We start from the raw sequence: 19,764 nt of genomic DNA on the forward strand, positions 1-19,764 counted from the left end.
GGTCCGCCGGTGACCATAGCGCCGACCTTGTGGCTTGGGAAGTAGGGAAACCCCGCTTCCGGGTGATGAGGAAATGTCCAGCGTCGCAGTCGGTGAGATCTGGTTGTCCACAGGGGGTGTGGATTACGCGTGGGCAACTTTGTGGATAAGCCGCGACAGGCGCCACCCCCCTAGGCTGTCAAGATGGGTGGCGAAAAATTCACCGCCGGTGAGGGCAGGTGAGGGAGCTGTGAAGGCGGGTCCTGCCAGTGCTGTCGCCAGCGGCGGCGCTCGCGGTAACCTGTGGGCCTTGATGCTCCGTGAGACCCCATGAAACGTCACTTCTCGATGCTGCGCGAATTCCAGCTGGCCGACTGGTTCACCCTGGCCAATGCTTTCTGCGGCACCGGTGCGGTCTTTGCCGCGATGCGCTTCCTGCAGGACGGCGAGCGTGGCTACCTGCTGTTCGGCATGGCGTTGATCCCGCTGGCCTTCATCTTCGACGCGCTCGACGGGCGCATCGCGCGCTGGCGCAAGTCCAGTTCCACCCTGGGCCGCGAGCTGGACTCGCTGTCGGACGTGATCTCCTTCGGCGTGGCGCCGGCGGCGCTGGCCTATGCCTGCGGCATGCAGGGCGGCTGGGACTGGCTGGTGCTGAGCTACTTCGTCTGCTGCGGTGTCAGCCGCCTGGCACGCTACAACGTCACTGCCGAGGCGCTGGCCGGCGACGAGGGCAAGGTCACGTATTTCGAGGGCACCCCGATCCCGACCAGCCTGGTGCTGGTGATCGTACTGGCGATTGCCGCCGGTACCGATGCCATCGGCCAGAACATCTGGTTCGGCCAGTGGCAGATCGGCCCGTGGCAGCTGCACCCGATGGTGCTGTTGTTCGCCTTGTCCGGGTCGCTGATGATCAGCAAGACCCTGCGTATCCCCAAGCCATGAGCCAGCCCTGCGGAGGCCTGCGATGACCAGCTCGGCCCACGACGCCGGCAGCAGCGATTTCGAAACGCTAGCGCGGCAGTACTTCGGTGCCTGGGGCGATGCCCTGCGCCACGCGAGCACGCCCGGTGCACCGGCCGGCGGCGACCCCGGCAGCTGGCAACGGCTGTTCGACTGGTGGAGCCAACTGTTGCCCGAACAGGGGCAGGGCGCGCCGGAAGATGCCGTGCGCCGTTTCCGCGAACAGGCCGGCAGCTGGTACGGCACCATGCAGGAAGTGGCCGCGCGTTTCGCCGGCCGCGATGCCAGCAGCGCCGAGGTGGCCCAGGCCTGGCGCGAGGCGGTGCAGGGGCAAGGCGATGGCATGCTGCAGTGGATGCTGCAGGGCGCCCGTGGCAGCACCCACGCCGGCGCCACCGTGCCCGACTTCGCCGCATGGCTGCAGCAGTTCCAGCTGCAGGCGGGCCCGTGGCTGCAGAGCCCGGCGTTCGGCCCCGGCCGCGAGCACCAGGCGCGCTGGCAGGCCCTGCTGCGGGCGCAGGAGGAGTACCAGCAGCATTCGCGCGCCTACGTTGATCAGATCAGGCAGGCGTTGGACGAGGCCTTCGCGTTGTTCGAGCAGCGTCTGGCCGAGCACGAACAGCCCGGCAGCCAGTTGACCAGCGCCCGCGCGATGTTCGACCTGTGGATCGAAGTGGCCGAGGAGGCCTACGCCAAGGTCGCCATGTCCGAACCGTTCCAGCAGGTGTACGCCTCGCTGGGCAACGCGCAGATGCGCCTGCGCGCCGGCCTGCAGCGCGAGGTGGGACAGATGAGTGAGCGTATCGGCCTGCCGACCCGCAGCGAGATGGACGCCGCGCATCGCCGTATTGCCGAACTGGAGCGCAGCCTTCGCCGCCTGCAGGCACAGGTGGCGGTGCTGGCGGGGACCGCCGCGGTCGATCCGGTGTCGCAGCCGGCACCGGCGAAGGTGAAGCCGGCCGCGCGCAAAGCCGCGAAGAAGGCCGCGCCGGCAAAGAAGGCGCCTGCAAAGAAGGTGTCTGCGAAGAAGGCTGCGTCTCGCGCTTCCACTCGGGCGCGTGACCGATGAAAGGACCGCTGGGCTTCAACGCCGATGACCTGATGCAGGAAACCCTGGCCATGCAGCGCAAGCTGATGGAAGGGCTGAAGCTGCTGCCGCAGGTGGAAGACGTGGACTATGGCGTGACCGCACGCGAGGAAGTCTGGCGTGACGGCAAGGTGGTGCTGTACCGCTTCGTCGGCGAACAGGCACCGACCCGGCGCACGCCGCTGCTGATCGTCTACGCGCTGGTCAACCGGCCGTACATGGTCGACCTGCAGGCCGACCGTTCGCTGGTGAAGAAGCTGCTGGCGCTGGGCCAGGACGTGTACGTGCTGGACTGGGGCTACCCGGACAGGTCCGAACGCTTCCAGACCCTGGAGGACTACCTGCTGCGCTATATCGATGGTGCGGTGGACGCGCTGCGCACCCGCAGTGGCGGCCCGGTCGACCTGCTCGGCATCTGCCAGGGCGGCGTGTTCGCACTCTGCTACGCCGCGCTGCGCCGGCAGAAGCTGGGCAAGCTGATCACCATGGTCACCCCGGTCGACTTCCAGACGGCTGACAACATGCTCTCGCATTGGGCGCGGCAGGTGGACGTGGACCTGCTGGTCGACACGCTGGGCAACATCCCGGCCGACCTGATGAATGCCAGTTACCTGATGCTCAAGCCATTCCGCCTGAACGTGCAGAAGTACGTCGGCCTGCTCGACATCCTCGATGACAAGGCCGCGCTGGAGGATTTCCTGCGCATGGAGAAGTGGATCTTCGATTCACCGGACCTGGCGGGCGAGGCGTTCCGCGATTTCATCAAGCAGTTCTACCAGGGCAATGGGCTGGTGAACGGCACGGTGCGGATCGGCGAGGAAGCGGTGGATCTGTCGCAGGTGACGCTGCCGGTGCTGAACATCTATGCCGAGCAGGACCATCTGGTGCCGCCGGATGCCTCGCGCGCGATGCGCGGGCGTTTGGGCACGGACGACTACACCGAGTCCAGTTTCCGTGGTGGGCATATTGGTATCTACGTTTCCGGCCGCGCGCAGCGCGAAGTACCGGCCACGATCGATGGCTGGTTGAAGGCGCGCGATCTGTAGAGTCGAGCCATGCTCGACTGACTTGGGGGTGATGATGTACCGGATTTTGTTGATTCTTGCGGCACTGCTGACAGCACCACTTGCCCACGCCGCACCCAGTACGGATGCACGCCGGGAGATCGCCCAGCTGATCGCCAGCCTGGACGGCTCCCAGTGCCGTTTCCAGCGCAATGGCAGCTGGTACGACGGCAGCGACGCGCGCGCGCACCTGCAGCGCAAGTACGATTACCTGCTGAAAAAGGGCATGGTGGACAGCGCCGAGCAGTTCATCGAGCGCGCTGCCAGCCAGAGCAGCATGAGTGGCAAACCCTACCGCATCCAGTGTCCGGGGCAGCCTGAACAGACCGCAGCCGCCTGGTTCGGCGCACGCCTGCAGGCCCTGCGCCACCGCACGCCGTAGACATGGGGGCGGTGTAGAGTCGAGCCATGTTCGACTGCCTTGTCCGTTTCCCGGAGCTGCCGCCATGAACACCACGCCCAAAACGCTGTCGCGTTCATTGAACGACCGCATGATTGCCGGCGTGATGGGCGGCATTGCCCATCGCTTCGGCTGGAATGCAACTTTGCTGCGGGTGATCTACGTGCTGGTTTCGCTGGCCTCCGCCGCCTTCCCTGGCATCCTGGTCTACCTGATCCTGTGGCTCCTGATCCCCAACGAGGCCGATTGAAGACTGGAGCAACGCCCTGGCCGATCTGGCTGCGCGCGCTGCAGGTGCTGGGCGCGGTGTGGACGTCACCCAATTCCCTGCTCGGCGTGATCGGCGGCCTGGCCGGCATGCTCGGCGGCGCGACATTGCGCTGGAGCGGCCGTGACTGCGCGCTGGTGTTCGACCACTGGCCGTGGGGGCCAGGCGGGGCGATCACCCTGGGGAACGTGATCCTGCACACCGGCCATGACCTGGGCATTTCCTGCCGCACCTATGCGCATCAGGCAGGGTGGGGCGTGGAGCCGCTGATCCGGCTGGATGATCACGAACGGGCGCACGTGTACCAGTACATGGTGCTGGGCCCGCTGTACCTGCCGGTGTACCTGCTGTGCGGCGGGGTGAGTGCGCGCAATCCGTTCGAACGGGCGGCCGATCATTTCGCCCGGTTCGGGCGTGGCTGGTGGCCGTAGTTTCCAGCCAACGGCGCAGCCCCTCGTGGGTGGTCGCGGAATGCGTTTCATGCGATTGGGCCGGGCGGGGTGGGTTCGCGGGACACGCCGTGAACCCGTCCCTGGGGGCTCGATGGCGCCATCCATGGCGCCAACGGTCCCGCGAATCCACCCCGCCCGGCCCCTGACAGTTTCCGTGCGCGTCCAGCCACGGAGAAGAAATAGAACAGCAGAAGCGGGTCGCGCGCTGCGCTTGCTCGCGAGCGGGGCATGGCTTGGCTTGGCTCTACAGGAAGCAACAAATCAGCCGGCCAGGCTGTTTTTGCTTTTGATCTTCTTTTTTCTTTTCCGTGGGTGAACGTGCCCGAAAAACTGTCAGGGGCCGGGCGGGGTGGGTGCGCGGGACCGTTGGCGCCATGGATGGCGCCATCGAGCCCCCAGGGACGGGTTCACGGCGTGTCCTGCGCACCCACCCCGCCCGGCCCAATCACATGAAACGCGTTACACGACCACCCACGAGGGGCTGCGCCGTTGGCGGGAATCCCCCCACGGATTCGTTAGTCGGAAGTTAAAGATCCGTAAGCATTCTGCTGCGATCCCGCAGTCATCTGCATGCAACCGATCGTCATTAGCCTTCGTGACGTTCCAGTCAGGTTCGACGCGGTAAGCTCTCCCTCGATGAGCTCGCAGCATCGTTCATCGAGTGCAGTACGCAGTAGCAATTTGGAGGAATACATCACATGGCAATCGTTCTTTATGTCGGTGGTAGCAAGGATGGCGAGAAGGGCGTGGTGCCCTACGGCTTCAGCAAATCCCGCGCCGACACCGCGCTGGGGCCGGAGTTCTACACGGAGCGGTTCATGGAACTGCAGGGTGTCGGCAAGGTCCGCCTGATGGCCCTGGAAGGCATGCGTGACGAGATCGTCATGCAGCGCGCCGCCCGCCACTACCGCTGACCTTCGCAACACGCGGCAGGGCGCGCCCACCATCGCGCGCCCGCGCCGGCATCCCAGCCCAGGGCCAGTCCGAGCCCTCTCTCCGCCAGGATGCCGGCGTCCACTCCGGCCCCGCCGCTGAACCTCGCCCCCTGTCAATGCCTTGTCCGGCTCCGTCGTGGATTGCCAGAATGGGATCTTCCCGTACCGCGGCACAGACCTGAAGCAATGCACGACGCCAAGAACGCCCAGAGCGCGCTCGCCCAGCAGATCGCCCAGACCATCGCCGACGAGATCGGTGCCCAGTCCGCCCAGGTGCGCGCCGCCGTCGGCCTGCTCGACGAGGGCGCCAGCGTTCCGTTCATCGCGCGCTACCGCAAGGAAGTGACCGGGGGCCTGGACGACACCCAGCTGCGCAACCTGGAAACCCGGCTGACCTACCTGCGCGAGCTGGAGGAGCGCCGTGCGGCGGTGCTGGCCAGCATCGGCGAGCAGGGCAAGCTCAGCGACGAGCTGCGCAACGATATCCTGGCCGCCGACACCAAGAGCCGGCTGGAAGATCTGTACCTGCCGTACAAGCCCAAGCGCCGTACCCGCGCCCAGATCGCCCGCGAGGCCGGTCTGGAGCCGCTGGCCGATGGACTGCTGGCCGACCCCACGCAGGATCCGCAGGCCTTCGCCGCCGCCTTCGTCAACACCGACAAGGGCGTGGCCGACACCAAGGCCGCGCTGGAAGGTGCGCGCGCGATCCTGATGGAGCGCTGGGGCGAGGACGCCGCGCTGGTCGGCGAGCTGCGCACCTGGCTGGGAGAGACCGGCGTGATCCGTGCCCGCGTGGCCGAGGGCAAGGAAACCGAAGGCGCCAAGTACCGTGACTATTTCGAACATGCCGAATCTCTGGCGAAGATTCCTTCGCACCGGTTGCTGGCGCTGTTCCGCGCGCGCCGCGAAGAGATCCTGTTCCTGGAACTGGACCCGGGCAGCGATGCCGAGGCCGGCCACCAGTACGCCGAAGGCCGCGTGGCGCGCAGGGCCGGCATCGCCGACCGGGGCCGCGCCGCCGATCGCTGGCTGCTGGACGCCTGTCGCCTGACCTGGCGCGCCAAGCTGCACACCCATCTGCTGCTGGACTTGTTCAACCAGGCCCGCGAGAAGGCCGAGGCTGAGGCCATCGCGGTGTTCGGCGACAACCTGAAGGATCTGCTGCTGGCCGCACCGGCGGGCCCGAAGACCGTGCTTGGGCTGGACCCGGGCATCCGCACCGGCTGCAAGATCGCCGTGGTCGATGCCACAGGCAAGCTGGTGGCCACCGACACCATCTACCCGCATGAGCCACGTCGCCAGTGGGACCAGTCGGTGCAGACGATCAAGCAACTGTGCGCCAAGCACAACGTTGAACTGATCGCGATCGGCAACGGCACCGCCAGCCGCGAAACCGACAAGCTGGCCGGCGAAGCGATCAAGGCTGCCGCCAATCCGAAGCTGCAGAAGGTCGTGGTCAGCGAGGCGGGCGCCTCGGTGTACTCGGCCTCCGAGTTCGCGGCCAAGGAGTTTCCGGGGCTGGACGTGTCGCTGCGTGGCGCGGTGTCGATCGCGCGTCGCCTGCAGGACCCGCTGGCCGAACTGGTCAAGATCGAACCCAAGGCGATCGGTGTCGGCCAGTACCAGCACGATGTGGACCAGTACCGGCTGGCGCGGGCGCTGGACGCGCGCGTGGAGGACTGCGTGAACGCCGTGGGCGTGTACGTGAACACCGCATCGGCCGCGCTGCTGTCGCGGGTGTCCGGCCTGTCGGCCACGGTGGCCGAGAACATCGTGCGCCATCGTGACGAGAACGGCCCGTTCAAGCGCCGCAAGGATCTGCTGAAGGTCGCGCGCCTGGGCGAGAAGACCTTCGAACAGTGCGCCGGCTTCCTGCGCATCGCCGACGGCGACCAGCCGCTGGATGCTTCGGCGGTGCACCCCGAAGCCTATCCGGTGGTCGAGCGCATCGTGGCCAGCACCGCACGCCCGATCAAGGCGCTGATCGGTGATGGCAGCTTCCTGCGTGGCCTGAAGGCCGAGCAGTTCACCGATGACACCTTCGGCTTGCCGACCGTGCGCGACATCCTGAAGGAACTGGAGAAGCCGGGCCGCGACCCGCGTCCGGAGTTCAAGGCTGCGCGCTTCGCCGAAGGCGTGGAGGACATCAAGGACCTGCGCGAGGGCATGGTGCTGGAAGGCGTGGTGAGCAACGTGGCGGCCTTCGGTGCCTTCGTCGATATCGGCGTGCACCAGGACGGCCTGATCCACATTTCGGCGCTGTCCGACACCTTCGTGAAGGACCCGCGTGACGTGGTCAAGGCTGGCGACATCGTCAAGGTGAAGGTGCTGGAGGTGGACGTGGCGCGCAAGCGCATCGCCCTGACCCGGCGCCTGGACGATACCCCCGGGCAGGCCACCAGCCGCCCGGGCCAGCGTGATGAGCGCGGCCATGGGCAGGGTCCGCGCCGGGATGCAGGCGGCCAGAACCGCGGGCCGAACCGGGGCCAGGGCAATGGTGGCCGTCCCGCCGCGTCCGCGCCCCCGGCCAACAACGCCCTGGCCGAGGCCTTCGCCCGCGCCAAGCGTAGTTGAGGACCGTGTTCCCCGTCACGCTTGATTCGTGGCGGGGGACTTGTCGATTTTCCCCGTGATTGCGCACACTTGCGCTTGAGGGGAGGCGTCCGGCCACCCCGCTGTCGCTGGGGAGGGCCATGACGCCAGCAGGACCCGTCGTCTTCGTTGAGGTCTGCAGCGTCGCGCTGCGGCCGCTGCCTGCCTGCGCGGGCCGGGGGCAGCGGTGATGGCGGGCCAGGGCACCAACGGCAACGGGTTGCTGGAGCGCCGCCTGCAGGCGCTGGCCGAAGAGCGTCGGCGGCTGGCGATGATCATCGATGGCACCGCCGCGGGCACCTGGGAATGGAACGTGCAGAACGGCGAGATGCGGGTCAACGCGCGCTGGGCCGAGATTGTCGGTTACCGCCTGGAAGAGCTGGAGCCGGTCTGCCAGAAGACCTTCCTGAAGCTGGTCCATCCCGATGACATAGCGCTGTCGGACGCGGCACTGGACGAGCATTTCGAGGGGCGCACCGACAACTACGCGTGCCTGCTGCGGATGCGCCACAAGAATGGCCAGTGGATATGGATCCAGGACCGTGGCCGCGTCTTCGAATGGGACGGGCAGGGCAAACCATTGTGGATGGCCGGCGCGCATGCCGACGTGACCGAGCTGCAGCAGGCCCGACAGGATGCGGCCGAAACACGGCAACGCCTGCAGGCCGTGGTCGATGCCTCCGACGAGGTGGCGGTGATCGCCACCGATATCGATGGCACCATCACCCTGTTCAACACCGGCGCGCAACGCCTGCTGGGCTACAGCGCGGCGGATGTGGTCGGCCAGCGCCGGCTGGATGCCTTCCACGATCCGCAGGAACTGAATGCCTGGCTGCGACCGCTGGCCGATGCCGATGGCCAACTGCCAGATGTGTTCGAGGCACTCAGTGCGCGTGCCGATGGCCAGACCTATTCGCGGCAATGGACGCTGCTGCGCAAGGACGGCCAGCCACGCCAGGTACGCCTCTCGATCAGCCGCATGGACGGTGCCGACGGTGTACGCATCGGCTATGTCGGGATGGCCATCGACATCACCGAGATCCTGCAGGCGAGGGCCGAAGCGCGCTTGTCCGCGGAGAAGTTCGCCGGTGCGTTCACCTCGGCTGCGCTGGGCATGGCGCTGGTGTCACTGGAAGGGCGATGGCTGGACGTCAACGATGCGCTGTGCCGGATCCTCGGCTATCCGCGGGAAGAGCTGCTGCAGGTGGATTTCCAGCGCCTCACCCATCCTGATGACCTGCAGACCGACCTGGCCCTGGTGCAGGACCTGCTGGCCGGGCGTCGCAGCCACTACCACCTGGAAAAGCGCTATCTCGATCGCGATGGCAAGGTCATCTGGGCCCGATTGTCGGTCTCGCTGGTGCGCAACGAGCATGGCGAGCCGTTGCATTTCGTGTCGCAGATCCAGGACATCACCGCCCAGCGCAGCAGCGAGCAGCGGCTGTTCGAGAGCGAACAGCGCAGCCGCATCACCCTGGATGCCGTGGCCGACCTGGTGCTGAGCGTCAGCCTCGATGGCCGTATCGATTACGCCAATGCCGCTGCAGTACGCATGTTGGCCGGCGATGGCGCGTTGTCGCTGGCAGGACACAAGGTGCAGGATGTGCTGGCGCTGACCACCGAATACGCGCCGGGTTCGGTGCTGGACGTGTCGGTACTGCTGGATCCGGACAGCAATGCGGTCGACCTGCATGCCGACCTGCTGCTGCGCCTGGGTGCCGCCACGGTGCCGGTGGACCTGACCCGCGCCTGGTTGCGCGATGACGAGGGCCACGTGCGAGGCGCGGTCTGGGTGCTGCGCGACGATACCCAGCAGCGTGCCCGCCAGCGCGAGGCGCGTCATCTGGCCGAGATCGACCCGCTGACCGAACTGAGCAACCGCCGTGGCTTCGAGGTGCATCTGCAGCAGGCGATCACCCGTGTCGAACGTACCGGCCAGGCCGCGTCGCTGATGTACATCGATCTGGACCGGTTCAAGCCTATCAACGATACCTGGGGCCATCTGGCTGGCGATGCGGTGCTCTGGGCAGTGGCCAGTGTTCTGCGTCACGGGGTGCGCGATTCGGATGTGGTGGCGCGGCTGGGCGGCGATGAGTTCGCTGTGATCCTGTCCGGTTGCACGCCGCGTCGTGCAGCGCGCATTGGCGGCGAGCTGCTGCATACCCTGGCGTCGCTGTCGATTCCGTGGGACCAGGACCGGTTGCGGGTAGGGGCCAGCATCGGCATCGCGCCGCTGGCCGGAGGGATGAGCGTGGACCAGGCGGTGGCCGCGGCCGATGCCCAGTGTTACCGGGCCAAGGCGATGGGCCGCAACAACGTGCAGGTGCAGGGCGAGGCCAGTGAGCTGCCGGGCGATGATTCCGAGGTCGTCGAGGGCTGATCTCAGCCTGTGAGAGGGCGGGCGCAAATACTCCGCGCACCTCCTCTCTTACAGGTGATCCCATGAATGTCTGCAACCCGATGGCGGTGCGTGCCTTCGCCCCGGCCCTGGTCGGCTGGTGCCTGGCCCTGGCGGCCGGGCTCCGGCTGGAGGAGGTGCGTCAGGACCGTCTCGCCCAGGCAATGTTGCCGGTGCTGCAGGCGAGCGTGGTGGCGCTGCTGGCCCTCACCCTGGCGTGCACGGTGGCGGCCAGCCTGGTGCTGTGGCGGCACAGGCGCCGGGATCACCGTCGCGTTGATGCCGGCACTACAGAGGCGCAGCATCCATCAGCAGGAACCGGCATGGCGCGCGCTGGAAGGCATTGATCTGCGGCACCAGCCGCTGGAAATGTTCGCTGGCGCAGTGGATGTCCAGGGCGACGCGGTCAGGCCATTGCTCGATGAAGATGAAGTGCCCGGGATCCTTCTGGTCCACGAACAGTTCATAGCCAAGGCAGAGCGGCTCGCGCTGCGTGCACGTGACCAGTTCCCGGTACAGCGGAAGCACGGTGTCCACGGCATCGGGATGGATGAAGTCTTCGGCGATGACCTTGAGGATGCAGGCACCTCTGGATGGGGCCCTGCAGGATAGTGCCGGCGGGTGGCCGGCACCCATCCCGTCAACGCAATACTGCGTCCGCACTGACCAGCTGCACATCGTGCATCTGGTTGAGGTAGGCCTCGTAGTAGCCCTTGTGCGAGGCACCGACGATGGTCAGCATGCGGGTGCCCGGGTGCTGGCCGAGCACGTCGCGCATGTTGGCGACCATGCGCAGGTTGCGGGTTTCCCAGTAGCCCACGTAATTGCGGCCGAAGCCTTCCGGCGAGGGTTCGACGAGCGTCGCGCCGAAATCGCTGTTGAAGGCCAGCATCGCGGCCTCGGGTGCGTTGTAGGCGCGATACATCGCGAGCAACCCATCCGGTTGAGCAAGATTGGCTTCCAGTCGTTCATCGGCCGCCCTGCGCGCTTTGACGAAGGAATTGTCCCAGGCACCGCGTATGGCGGCAGCGTAGGCCTTCTGCTGCGATTCCGGTGTAGGCGAATCCGCAGTGTGGTCGTCGACCGCCCACAGCCGCTCCAGCCCCAGGCGCGCGGCGAGGACGCCGGCCACCAGGCCGGCCTCGTTGCGGCGTGCCATGCGCGTGTCGAGGAACTGCACCAGCTCCGGTGTCAGGCTGTCCGAGGCACGTCGCTCTTCCCTGGGCAGCCGCAGCCATTGGACGACTGCCGAGCTGCTCTCGCCCGCAGCCAGGAACACTGCGGCCAATCGGCGTCGCTGGGCAGCGGTTGGCGCCTTCGGCCAATCCGCAAGCAGGCGTTCCATCTCCACGTTGGCGCTGGGCACGTCCAGGCCGGTGGCGGCCTGCGCCGGTGCCGGATCGACGCAGTAGTCCGCTACGCTGTCGGCGTATCGGGCCGGATTGCGGCGCATGAAGTCACACTGCAGGCCGGACAGGTTCTCCACTGCGATCGCGGTGGGCCGCCAGGCTTCCAGACGCTGCAGCAGAGGTTCCAGCATCGCCGGCGTGAAGGTCTCCGGCAGGCTGGACAGGTGCGGGCTGCCCAGCACCAGCACTTCGTTCGGGCGCCCTGCGGGCGGTCCCTTCAGCTGGTCCGGGTGGAAGGCCGGTCGATAGGCGGTGTCGTTGGCCAGCGCGCTGCTGCTGCACACGGCCAGGAAGAGAAGGCTGGCAAAGCGAGGGAACATGCGATCTCCATGTCGATGAGCATCCTGCGGGACCTTCATGCTGGTCATATTCTCCTGCCGCGGAATCCCGCATTGGTCATGTAAACCTTTTTGCCTTGAGCTGCATCCTTCTGCTGAGCGATGCTGTACCCAGCGCCCAGGCAATGCAGAACATGACGTCCGACGACTGGACCATCGACAGTCCGCGGCTGCACGTCCGGCCATTCACGCCCCGGTGTATTCCTTGGCCTGGCAGGCCTGCATCGAGCCCGTGACGCAGAACCCGAACTGGGCATCTGGATCGCAGAAATGATGCATGGGCACGGCTATGGTCGCGAAGCCGTGGCGGCGGTGTGGTCGGCGGCCTCAGGGCGCCTGCGCTGTGCTGCGTTCCGCTATCCGGTGGCCGAGCAGAACCGGTCCAGCCGTTCCCTCGCTGAGTCCCTCGGCGGACTTCCTGTAGCACGTGAGCAGGGCGTGAAGTACACGGCAATCGTCTACCGCATTCCGGCTGCAATGCACGGAGTTGCGACGGACGTCGCGGAATCCCGCTAAAGCGGCCGACGGCATCGCCGATACTCCCTCTGGATCCCGCTCCAGTCACCCGCCGCAGGACCCCAGGCTGCCCCCGATGGGCGGTCCGCGCAGTGTGTTCCGCCGCTCCCAGATGCCGATCGCACCCGCAGCAGACGTTCTTGGCAGTCGCTCGAGAGGTGCCGTTGGCACCTGTAGTCCCTGGCAACTGATGTTGCCGCCGGGCATCCCGCCCGTCGGGTCACAACCGCTTACCGGACACCGAGGATCAGACAATGCTCATTCCAGGCTTCACGGCAGGCGCGCAGGCGCCGGCCGAGCTGCACACCCGTTGGTCGCCGTGGCGTGCGCTGCTTGGCGTACTGGCGCCGCAGCAACGCACCGGCACAGAGAAGGCGATGACCGACCGCACCGAGCTGGAAGCGCAGGTGGCCGCGCTGCATCGCGTGCAGGCCGTCATCGAGTTCGCGCTCGACGGCACCATCCTGCAGGCCAATGACAATTTCCTGCAGGCGATGGGCTACCGGCTGGAGGAGATCCAGGGCAAGCATCATTCCCTGTTCGTCGACCCCGAGCTGGCGCGCAGCGCCGAATACCGCGACTTCTGGGCGCGCTTGGGGCGCGGCGAATACGACGCCGGACAGTACCGCCGCTTCGGCAAGGGCCAGCGCGAGATCTGGATCCAGGCCTCGTACAACCCGGTACTGGACCGCCAGGGGCGGCCGTACAAGGTGGTCAAGTTCGCGACCGACATCACCGCGCAGAAGCTGCAGGCGGCCGACTCGGCGGGGCAACTGGCCGCGATCACCAAGTCGCAGGCGGTGATCGAGTTCAGCATGGATGGCCGCATCCTGTCGGCCAATGACAATTTCCTGGCCGCCACCGGCTACAGCCTGGACGAAGTGCGCGGGCAGCACCATTCGTTGTTTGTCGAGCCCGAGCATCGCAGCAGCATCGAATATCGCCAGTTCTGGGAGAAACTGGGGCGCGGCGAATATGACGCCGGCCAGTATCGGCGTCTTGGCAAAGGCGGGCGTGAGGTCTGGATCCAGGCGTCCTACAACCCGATCCTGGACCTCAATGGCAAGCCGTTCAAGGTCGTCAAGTACGCCACCGACATCACCGCGCAGGTGCATGAAAACCAGACCATGCAGCGCGCGGTGGCGCAGACCCGCGAGGTGGTGGCCGCGGCCAAGCAGGGCGATCTGACCCAGCGCGTGGCCACCGCCGACAAGAATGGCTCGATCGCCGAACTGTGCGAAGGCGTGAATTCGCTGGTCGAGGCGATGGCCGCGATCATCGGCCAGATCAAGTTCGCCGCGGACACCATCGCAGTCGGCGCGACTGAGATCGCACAGGGCAACAGCGACCTCTCGCAGCGCACCGAGCAGCAGGCGGCTTCGCTCGAGGAAACCGCGGTGTCGATGAAGGGCCTGGCCGAGACCGTGCAGCGCACCGCCACCAACGCGCGCCAGGCGAGCCAGCTGGCCGGTGGAGCCGCCGATGTCGCTGCGGGCGGCGGCAGTGTGGTGCATGAGGTGGTCGAAACGATGGCGGTGATCAATGCCTCGTCGCGGCGCATCGTCGACATCATCGGGGTGATCGACGGCATCGCCTTCCAGACCAACATTCTCGCGCTGAACGCAGCGGTGGAGGCGGCGCGTGCCGGTGAACACGGCCGTGGATTTGCCGTGGTTGCCACCGAGATCCGCGAGCTGTCGCAGCGTTCGGCCAGCGCAGCGAAGGAGATCAAGCACCTGATCGATGAGTCGGTTGCCAATGTGGGTGCCGGTACGGCGCAGGTTGAGAGCGCGGGCCGCACCATGGACGAGATCGTGACCAACGTGCGCCGGGTGAGCGACCTGATGACCGAAATCAGCACTGCCTCGCAGCAGCAGAGCGACGACATCCAGCAGATGAACCATGCCGTCGATCTGATCGACCAGGGCACCCAGCAGAACGCGGCCCTGGTCGAGGAGGCGTCGGCGGCGGCACGCAGCATGGAAGAGCAGTCGGCGCAGCTGCTGCAGACGGTGGCCAGCTTCCGCTTGCAGGGCGGCGCCGGGCACCGGCACGGAGCGGCGGCGCTGCATGCGGTCTAGGCGCGGCGACCGGACTGTTCTTCCTTGGTTTCGGTGTCGCCGCGTACGCAGTTGCGACCGGCATGCTTGGCGCGATACAGGGCCTGGTCGGCGCGTTCGACCAGGCCGCGCGGATCGCCGTCTTCGCCGGGTGCCTGCCAGGCCACGCCGATGCTGATGGTGACGGTGGCCACGGGGGCGGGCAGGGCTGCGGCTTCGACCGAAGCGCGCAGCCGTTCGCCCAGGCCCAGGGCGTGGGTGGCATCGGGCGAGGGCAGGGCGGCGATGAACTCTTCGCCGCCGTAGCGGGCCAGCAGATCGTCGCCCCGTTGCAGGCAGCCATCGAGGATGCCGGCGACGGCACGCAGGCGCCGATCACCTTCCGGATGGCCGTAGGTGTCGTTCAGCCGTTTGAAGTGGTCGATGTCGATCATCAGTACCGCCAGGCCCTGGCCCTGGCGGCGCGCGCGGCGGTGGGCCCGATCCAGCGACTCATCGAAGCTGCGCCGGTTGCCCAGTCCGGTCAGCGGATCGCGCCGCGCCAGCGTTTCCAGTTCATCGCGCTGGCGCTGGATCTCGATCTGGCTCAGCACGCTGCGCAGCGCATAGCCGAGCAGGGAGCCGATGAAGCCGACCGTGGCCAGGGTCGGCTGCAGGCGCGCGACCAGAAGCGCCACCAGCATCAGCAGCAAGGGCAGCATCAGTGGTACGCCGGCATCGACGATGCGCCGCAGGCTGCGGGATACCTCCACTGCCGGGCAGCGACGATGGCTGCCCGCCAGGGTGGCCAGCAGCACGAACAGTCCACTGATCAGCAGGTCGCCCCAATTGCCGTCGGGCACCTGCGGCTGATAGGTATTGATGTAGAAGGCCAGCAGGAAGTAGCCCAGCGCGTAGATCGTCAGCGTCCGGAAAAAATCGCGGCGGTCCGGATCGTCCTCGGCCAGGAAACGGATCAGTGCGAAGCAGAACACCAGGCTGTTCTGCACGCCGCTCATGGTGTTCAGGCACTGCGTCCACAAGGCGGTGTTCAGCGGCGCCATCGCCCGCGCATGCAGGTAGTACAGCAGCCAAAGCAGGGCAATGATCCCGAGGTCCACCGCACGGATGTAGCGGTTCCCGCCGCCCGGGCTTGCAGCGACGTAGGTCAGGGGGATCCGGTAGAACACGTACAGGATCAGTGTTGAGGCGGTCATCTGCGCAGGGGCGAGGCCGGCCACATTGCGGTACAGCAGCGCCAGCAGCGCGAGAGAGAACAGGCCGACGGCCGCGCCGAGCAGTCGCCACTGGCAGGCCGCCTGGCTGACACGTGCACGCCGTACGCAGGCCAGTGCAGCCAGCAGCGGGGCGGTGATCAGCATCAGGTAGGAGCCGACCGGGTCCTGCGGGCCGACAAAGGCAATGACGAGCGCGTGCGTGACGAGAAAAAACAGTGCAGCACGCAACGTCATGCAGTCCCCCACCCCCGGATCCGGCGGGATCACGATAGGCAGATGTACGTGAGGCTGGCAAGAAAAGTGTGCACTACGTCTTGCGGCAACCCTGTCAACGGTCGCAGTTTTGCGTCAGCACAGTGACACCGGAGCGGCTACATGGGCCTGCATCGCCTGAAAAGCAAAAGGCCAGGTCATGGACCTGGCCTTTGATGCTGTGGTGCCGGTGAAAGGACTCGAACCTTCATGGGGTCACCCCCGGCTGATTTTGAGTCAGCTGCGTATACCATTCCGCCACACCGGCAGGCAGCGTGTGAGTGTAACCGAGGAGGGCAGGGCTTTCATAGGGGCAAGGCAGATCGAGGCGTTTCCTGTCGGCATCGGCTCTGCGATGGCTATACTGCGCCGGCTTGAATGCCTCCAGGAGCCATAGCCGATGACAGTGTTGCAGGACCTGAGGGTGCTGGTGGTCGAGAACGACGAGATGAGCGCGGCCTTGCTGCAGATGCAGCTGGTGCATGCCGGCGCGACCGTGGTCGGGTTGGCGGCGAGCGTGGCTGAAGCATTGCGCGTGCTGGAAGACTCGGTCCCCGATGTGGCCCTGCTGGACTATCGCCTGGCCCGCAACGAGACCAGCGAGCCGGTGGCGGCAGCATTGTCGGCGCGAGGCGTACCGTTCGTGCTTGCCACCGGAATGCTGGCTGAGCAGCTGCCCGAGTCTATGCTGTCCGGAGTACTGCTGGTCAAGCCGTATCTGTCGGCGGACCTGACCCGGGCGCTGAGCCGTGCGGTGGGCCGTTCCAGCGCGACGGCGTGAGAACGGCGCTTCAGCCGGCCTCCTCGTACAGGTAACGGATGTCCTCGCGGTCGTCGAGGATGCTGTACTGCCCGGCCAGGTTGTCCGGATCGGGGTTGAGCCACGCATCGAGATGCTCCCTGCGGATCGGTATCACGCCGCGATCGTGACCTGCCGCGGCGACATCGCGTGGCGGGGTGTCGGTGATCGTGGCGAATGAGAGCAGGCGTCCTTCCGGTCCCTCCCATTCCGCCCAAAGGCAGGCCAGAAGCAGGTCGCGGGGCGGGTCGGGGCGAAACTCCAGCACCACATCCTTTTCCTTTTCACTGGGGCCAAGCGCGCGCCCTGCGATCGCGTGGCGTGGTACGTGCTCATAGAACGCCTGCACCACGACAACGCCGTGGCGAAGGCCGAACGCGCCGCGCCAATAGCCTTCCAGGCTGTCGCGTCGTGCGTTGTAGGTGCCGGGGTAGAGCACGTCGTTGCGTGCCGGCTTGTCCGGCAGCCGGCATTGGTAGCGCATCGGCTTGATCACCCGTCGGCCGCTCTCGCTGACCATCACCGGCGCGTAGGTGCCGGGAAAAATGCGGTTGTCGCGCGGCAGTAGTTGTACCCGGTGCAGGTCCTCAAGCCGGGCCTGGGCGCGCTCGATGCGGTTGCCGGCCACGCGCAGGTCGTTGCGTGCCTTCTGGGTGGGGCGGGTGGCGAGCGTCGCGTGGGCGATATCGCGGCGCTCGCGTTGGCGGGCCAGCTCCGCCTCGAGATTCTGGCGTTCCTGCGCATGCCACTGCTGGATCTTCGCAACGATGTCGCGACCCTGTTCGGTGCGCGCGCCGGCAAAGCCGTCGTCCATGGCCTTGGGGGTTTTCGGCCGCTTCTTGCCGGGATCGTGCGCGTACAGTTCGGCGAACTCCTCCAGCGACAGGATGGCACCGAACTCGCGGACCAGCTTGGCGTAGTCAGCGCGGATCAGGGCGGAATAGCACATGGGAACTCTGCAGGCCTGGGTCGCAGTCGTTGCGACGTGGATGCGGCAGGATAGCCCGACCTACAGGGAGATACCGCATGAATGATTCCGTCAGCTGCCAGTTCCGCGAGGCTGTCCCCACGGTCGAAGACTATTGCCAGCTGCGTGTGCTGGCGGGCCTCAGTGCCAAGAGCCAGGAGGCGGCGGCACGCGCGCTGCCCAATACCCTGTATGGCGTGTGCGCCTACCAGGGCAATGAGCTGGTAGCGATGGGCCGCATCGTCGGCGATGGTGGGTGCCACCTGCAGGTCTGTGATATCGCCGTGCTGCCGCGCCTGCAGGGGCAGGGCCTGGGCAAGGAAGTGATGCGTCGCCTGGATGGCTGGATGCAGGCGAACCTGCCGCCGTCTGCATACGTCAGCCTTCTGGCCGATGGTGAAGCGCACCGGTTGTACGCGCAGTTTGGTTTCGCACCCACCGCACCTGCATCGATCGGGATGTATCGCCGGTTCTGAGGTGTGTTCAGGCTGAGGCCATCCATGCGTGGCATGGATCTACTGGGCCAACCGGCCGCCGGATCCATCCCGGCCCTGCAGTAGATCCACGCCATGCGTGGACAGGGCTTTCCCGGGAATCCCAGGCAAAGAAAAACCCCGGCCGAAGCCAGGGTTCTCAAGAATTGGCGTCCCCACGGGGATTCGAACCCCGGTCGCCACCGTGAAAGGGTGATGTCCTAGGCCTCTAGACGATGGGGACGCACGAAAACTTCAAGTTGTAGATCCTTCGACGGCCTAATGTCGAAGTGGTGGAGCCAAGCGGGATCGAACCGCTGACCTCCTGCATGCCATGCAGGCGCTCTCCCAGCTGAGCTATGGCCCCATGAAACTCCGGATGATCTGCCGGGAGCAGAGTCCGTTTTGAAACTGGCGTCCCCACGGGGATTCGAACCCCGGTCGCCACCGTGAAAGGGTGATGTCCTAGGCCTCTAGACGATGGGGACGCACGAAAAACTTCAAGTTGTAGAACCTTCGACGGCCTAATGTCGAAAGTGGTGGAGCCAAGCGGGATCGAACCGCTGACCTCCTGCATGCCATGCAGGCGCTCTCCCAGCTGAGCTATGGCCCCGTGTTACCGAGCCGCCTATCATACCTGCGTGTTCACGTTTGTGGAAGTCTTTTTTGAACTTTTTTCGTTCCGGTTCAACCGCAGCCACGAGGGCAGGGGAACCGCAACGCCACACCCTGAATACCGGTAGGCGGTGAACAAAAAAGACCCGGTTATCGGCCGGGTCCTCGTTGTTCGTGATGAGTGGCGTCCCCACGGGGATTCGAACCCCGGTCGCCACCGTGAAAGGGTGATGTCCTAGGCCTCTAGACGATGGGGACGCAATTCTCATCAATGTTCTTTAGCGACCTTTCGACGGCCTAATGCCGAAAGATTGGTGGAGCCAAGCGGGATCGAACCGCTGACCTCCTGCATGCCATGCAGGCGCTCTCCCAGCTGAGCTATGGCCCCACGTCGCTGAGGAGCGAAATAATAGCCTTGCCCCAGGGGGTTGGCAAGCATTTGTTGCACTTTTCTTCACGCGTGTTGCGAAGCCGATGTCAGTCGCCTGCGGCGGTGGTGTCGTCGGTCAGAGCGGCCAGGATCGGGCACTGGTCCAGCGCGCCATGGCCGGGGCAGGCGTCGACCAGCTGCGACAGCGCGATGTGCATGCGCTGCAGTTCGGCCATCCGTTGTGCGATGTCCTGCAGGCGGGCCTGCGCGGTGTCACGCACGCTGCCCATGTCCTGCTGGTGGTGATCACTGAGCGCGAGCAGTTCTCCGATTTCCTCCAGGCTGAAGCCCAGTGCCTTGGCGCGGCGGATGAAGCGCAGCCGGCGCAGATCCGGCTCGCCGAAGATGCGGTAACCCCCGGCCGAGCGCGCCGCCGTCGGCAGCAGCTGCTGCCGTTCGTAATAGCGGACCGTATCGATCGGCACGCCCGCCTGACGGGCCAGTTGTCCAATGTTCATGGCAGCTTTCCTGCGGATCCTGCCGGCCATTGTGAAGCCTGGAGTCTGGTCGAGAGTCAAGGCTTCAGCTCGGTGCGCGCATTCAGCCCACT

At 66.2% G+C, this 19,764-nt stretch carries 19 protein-coding genes and 7 tRNA genes; 14 read left to right on the forward strand and 12 right to left on the reverse strand.

What is annotated here, in order from left to right:
• The first annotated feature begins 309 nt into the window (after nt 1-309).
• The 10 genes from AC5P78_RS08865 (at nt 310) to AC5P78_RS08910 (ending at nt 10,485) form a co-directional block, all read left to right on the forward strand.
• Nucleotides 310-924, forward strand: coding sequence for a CDP-alcohol phosphatidyltransferase family protein (locus tag AC5P78_RS08865; protein ID WP_014647547.1), 615 nt, complete (start codon nt 310-312; stop codon nt 922-924).
• Between the two features lie 22 nt (nt 925-946).
• On the forward strand, nt 947-2,011 hold the full coding sequence (gene phaE / locus AC5P78_RS08870; protein WP_495217186.1) for a class III poly(R)-hydroxyalkanoic acid synthase subunit PhaE: 1,065 nt from the start codon (nt 947-949) through the stop codon (nt 2,009-2,011).
• On the forward strand, nt 2,008-3,075 hold the full coding sequence (phaC, locus tag AC5P78_RS08875; protein WP_062607294.1) for a class III poly(R)-hydroxyalkanoic acid synthase subunit PhaC: 1,068 nt from the start codon (nt 2,008-2,010) through the stop codon (nt 3,073-3,075). The genes phaE and phaC overlap by 4 nt, the downstream gene beginning before the upstream one ends.
• 31 nt (nt 3,076-3,106) lie before the next feature.
• The gene (locus AC5P78_RS08880; RefSeq protein WP_005413813.1) at nt 3,107-3,475 is read left to right on the forward strand and encodes a YfeK family protein; all 369 of its coding nucleotides are present in this window, start codon (nt 3,107-3,109) and stop codon (nt 3,473-3,475) included.
• Between the two features lie 64 nt (nt 3,476-3,539).
• Nucleotides 3,540-3,743, forward strand: coding sequence for a PspC domain-containing protein (locus AC5P78_RS08885; RefSeq protein WP_005410087.1), 204 nt, complete (start codon nt 3,540-3,542; stop codon nt 3,741-3,743).
• Nucleotides 3,740-4,192 (forward strand): hypothetical protein, encoded by a 453-nt coding sequence (locus AC5P78_RS08890; protein ID WP_033833143.1) that lies wholly within the window; start codon nt 3,740-3,742, stop codon nt 4,190-4,192. Before AC5P78_RS08885 ends, AC5P78_RS08890 begins: the two co-directional genes overlap by 4 nt.
• Nucleotides 4,193-4,911: 719 nt before the next feature.
• Nucleotides 4,912-5,127, forward strand: coding sequence for a hypothetical protein (locus AC5P78_RS08895; protein ID WP_005410085.1), 216 nt, complete (start codon nt 4,912-4,914; stop codon nt 5,125-5,127).
• A gap of 207 nt (nt 5,128-5,334) precedes the next feature.
• Nucleotides 5,335-7,722 carry a Tex family protein gene (locus AC5P78_RS08900; protein WP_180872643.1) on the forward strand — a complete coding sequence of 796 codons (2,388 nt, stop codon included), beginning with the start codon at nt 5,335-5,337 and terminating at the stop codon, nt 7,720-7,722.
• A 208-nt stretch (nt 7,723-7,930) separates the two neighbouring features.
• Nucleotides 7,931-10,120, forward strand: a complete 2,190-nt coding sequence (locus tag AC5P78_RS08905) for a PAS domain S-box protein (protein ID WP_012480610.1) — start codon at nt 7,931-7,933, stop codon at nt 10,118-10,120.
• Between the two features lie 62 nt (nt 10,121-10,182).
• Nucleotides 10,183-10,485: a hypothetical protein gene (locus AC5P78_RS08910; protein ID WP_081113776.1), complete on the forward strand. Its 303-nt coding sequence runs from the start codon at nt 10,183-10,185 to the stop codon at nt 10,483-10,485.
• On the opposite strand, the gene AC5P78_RS08915 is transcribed toward AC5P78_RS08910, so the two are convergent.
• A complete protein-coding gene (locus tag AC5P78_RS08915; RefSeq protein ID WP_414498621.1) occupies nt 10,427-10,816 on the reverse strand; it encodes a putative quinol monooxygenase in 390 nt (129 codons plus the stop codon). The genes AC5P78_RS08910 and AC5P78_RS08915 overlap by 59 nt on opposite strands.
• The gene (locus AC5P78_RS08920; RefSeq protein ID WP_005410080.1) at nt 10,779-11,867 is read right to left on the reverse strand and encodes a DUF5694 domain-containing protein; all 1,089 of its coding nucleotides are present in this window, start codon (nt 11,865-11,867) and stop codon (nt 10,779-10,781) included. Before AC5P78_RS08920 ends, AC5P78_RS08915 begins: the two co-directional genes overlap by 38 nt.
• A gap of 273 nt (nt 11,868-12,140) precedes the next feature.
• Between AC5P78_RS08920 and AC5P78_RS08925 the strand changes: the two genes are divergently transcribed.
• Nucleotides 12,141-12,401, forward strand: coding sequence for a GNAT family N-acetyltransferase (locus tag AC5P78_RS08925; protein ID WP_322888701.1), 261 nt, complete (start codon nt 12,141-12,143; stop codon nt 12,399-12,401).
• Nucleotides 12,402-12,655: 254 nt separating this feature from the next.
• Nucleotides 12,656-14,482, forward strand: a complete 1,827-nt coding sequence (locus AC5P78_RS08930) for a methyl-accepting chemotaxis protein (protein ID WP_495217187.1) — start codon at nt 12,656-12,658, stop codon at nt 14,480-14,482.
• On the opposite strand, the gene AC5P78_RS08935 is transcribed toward AC5P78_RS08930, so the two are convergent.
• Both AC5P78_RS08935 and AC5P78_RS08940 read right to left on the reverse strand, forming a co-directional pair.
• Nucleotides 14,479-15,912, reverse strand: coding sequence for a GGDEF domain-containing protein (locus tag AC5P78_RS08935; protein ID WP_138969868.1), 1,434 nt, complete (start codon nt 15,910-15,912; stop codon nt 14,479-14,481). The two genes, AC5P78_RS08930 and AC5P78_RS08935, sit on opposite strands and share 4 nt — an antisense overlap.
• Nucleotides 15,913-16,112: 200 nt before the next feature.
• A tRNA-Leu gene (locus tag AC5P78_RS08940) sits at nt 16,113-16,198 on the reverse strand.
• A 132-nt stretch (nt 16,199-16,330) separates the two neighbouring features.
• On the opposite strand from AC5P78_RS08940, the gene AC5P78_RS08945 reads away from it, so the two are divergent.
• A complete protein-coding gene (locus AC5P78_RS08945; RefSeq protein ID WP_005410076.1) occupies nt 16,331-16,711 on the forward strand; it encodes a response regulator in 381 nt (126 codons plus the stop codon).
• A gap of 10 nt (nt 16,712-16,721) precedes the next feature.
• Here AC5P78_RS08945 and AC5P78_RS08950 read toward each other — a convergent pair whose 3' ends face one another.
• Nucleotides 16,722-17,678, reverse strand: coding sequence for an SOS response-associated peptidase family protein (locus AC5P78_RS08950; protein ID WP_111687432.1), 957 nt, complete (start codon nt 17,676-17,678; stop codon nt 16,722-16,724).
• Nucleotides 17,679-17,755: 77 nt separating this feature from the next.
• Here AC5P78_RS08950 and AC5P78_RS08955 point away from each other — a divergent pair, with 77 nt between their 5' ends.
• Complete coding sequence (locus AC5P78_RS08955; protein ID WP_005410074.1) at nt 17,756-18,172, forward strand: GNAT family N-acetyltransferase; 417 nt, start codon at nt 17,756-17,758, stop codon at nt 18,170-18,172.
• A gap of 165 nt (nt 18,173-18,337) precedes the next feature.
• Here AC5P78_RS08955 and AC5P78_RS08960 read toward each other — a convergent pair.
• The 7 genes from AC5P78_RS08960 to AC5P78_RS08990 all read right to left on the reverse strand — a co-directional run bounded on the left by AC5P78_RS08960 (nt 18,338) and on the right by AC5P78_RS08990 (nt 19,672).
• Nucleotides 18,338-18,413, reverse strand: a tRNA-Glu gene (locus AC5P78_RS08960).
• Nucleotides 18,414-18,460: 47 nt separating this feature from the next.
• A tRNA-Ala gene (locus AC5P78_RS08965) sits at nt 18,461-18,536 on the reverse strand.
• 45 nt (nt 18,537-18,581) lie between these two features.
• Nucleotides 18,582-18,657: transfer RNA gene (locus AC5P78_RS08970), tRNA-Glu, on the reverse strand.
• A 49-nt stretch (nt 18,658-18,706) separates the two neighbouring features.
• Nucleotides 18,707-18,782: transfer RNA gene (locus tag AC5P78_RS08975), tRNA-Ala, on the reverse strand.
• A gap of 184 nt (nt 18,783-18,966) precedes the next feature.
• Nucleotides 18,967-19,042, reverse strand: a tRNA-Glu gene (locus AC5P78_RS08980).
• Nucleotides 19,043-19,096: 54 nt separating this feature from the next.
• Nucleotides 19,097-19,172 (reverse strand) — tRNA-Ala (locus AC5P78_RS08985).
• Between the two features lie 89 nt (nt 19,173-19,261).
• A complete protein-coding gene (locus tag AC5P78_RS08990) occupies nt 19,262-19,672 on the reverse strand; it encodes a heavy metal-responsive transcriptional regulator (RefSeq protein WP_005410073.1) in 411 nt (136 codons plus the stop codon).
• Nucleotides 19,673-19,764: the final 92 nt, after the last annotated feature.

This window comes from Stenotrophomonas sp. YJH_SMC_133 (assembly GCF_059370655.1).

Excerpts from the sequence above, each read along its gene's own strand:
- AC5P78_RS08865 (WP_014647547.1), top strand. The coding sequence starts at position 310 with ATGAAACGTCACTTCTCGATGCTGCGCGAATTCCAGCTGGCCGACTGG.
- phaE (WP_495217186.1), top strand. The coding sequence starts at position 947 with ATGACCAGCTCGGCCCACGACGCCGGCAGCAGCGATTTCGAAACGCTA.
- phaC (WP_062607294.1), top strand. The coding sequence starts at position 2,008 with ATGAAAGGACCGCTGGGCTTCAACGCCGATGACCTGATGCAGGAAACC.
- AC5P78_RS08880 (WP_005413813.1), top strand. The coding sequence starts at position 3,107 with ATGATGTACCGGATTTTGTTGATTCTTGCGGCACTGCTGACAGCACCA.
- AC5P78_RS08885 (WP_005410087.1), top strand. The coding sequence starts at position 3,540 with ATGAACACCACGCCCAAAACGCTGTCGCGTTCATTGAACGACCGCATG.
- AC5P78_RS08895 (WP_005410085.1), top strand. The coding sequence starts at position 4,912 with ATGGCAATCGTTCTTTATGTCGGTGGTAGCAAGGATGGCGAGAAGGGC.
- AC5P78_RS08900 (WP_180872643.1), top strand. The coding sequence starts at position 5,335 with ATGCACGACGCCAAGAACGCCCAGAGCGCGCTCGCCCAGCAGATCGCC.
- AC5P78_RS08905 (WP_012480610.1), top strand. The coding sequence starts at position 7,931 with ATGGCGGGCCAGGGCACCAACGGCAACGGGTTGCTGGAGCGCCGCCTG.
- AC5P78_RS08910 (WP_081113776.1), top strand. The coding sequence starts at position 10,183 with ATGAATGTCTGCAACCCGATGGCGGTGCGTGCCTTCGCCCCGGCCCTG.
- AC5P78_RS08915 (WP_414498621.1), bottom strand. The coding sequence starts at position 10,816 with ATGTGCAGCTGGTCAGTGCGGACGCAGTATTGCGTTGACGGGATGGGT.
- AC5P78_RS08920 (WP_005410080.1), bottom strand. The coding sequence starts at position 11,867 with ATGTTCCCTCGCTTTGCCAGCCTTCTCTTCCTGGCCGTGTGCAGCAGC.
- AC5P78_RS08930 (WP_495217187.1), top strand. The coding sequence starts at position 12,656 with ATGCTCATTCCAGGCTTCACGGCAGGCGCGCAGGCGCCGGCCGAGCTG.
- AC5P78_RS08935 (WP_138969868.1), bottom strand. The coding sequence starts at position 15,912 with ATGACGTTGCGTGCTGCACTGTTTTTTCTCGTCACGCACGCGCTCGTC.
- AC5P78_RS08945 (WP_005410076.1), top strand. The coding sequence starts at position 16,331 with ATGACAGTGTTGCAGGACCTGAGGGTGCTGGTGGTCGAGAACGACGAG.
- AC5P78_RS08950 (WP_111687432.1), bottom strand. The coding sequence starts at position 17,678 with ATGTGCTATTCCGCCCTGATCCGCGCTGACTACGCCAAGCTGGTCCGC.
- AC5P78_RS08955 (WP_005410074.1), top strand. The coding sequence starts at position 17,756 with ATGAATGATTCCGTCAGCTGCCAGTTCCGCGAGGCTGTCCCCACGGTC.
- AC5P78_RS08990 (WP_005410073.1), bottom strand. The coding sequence starts at position 19,672 with ATGAACATTGGACAACTGGCCCGTCAGGCGGGCGTGCCGATCGATACG.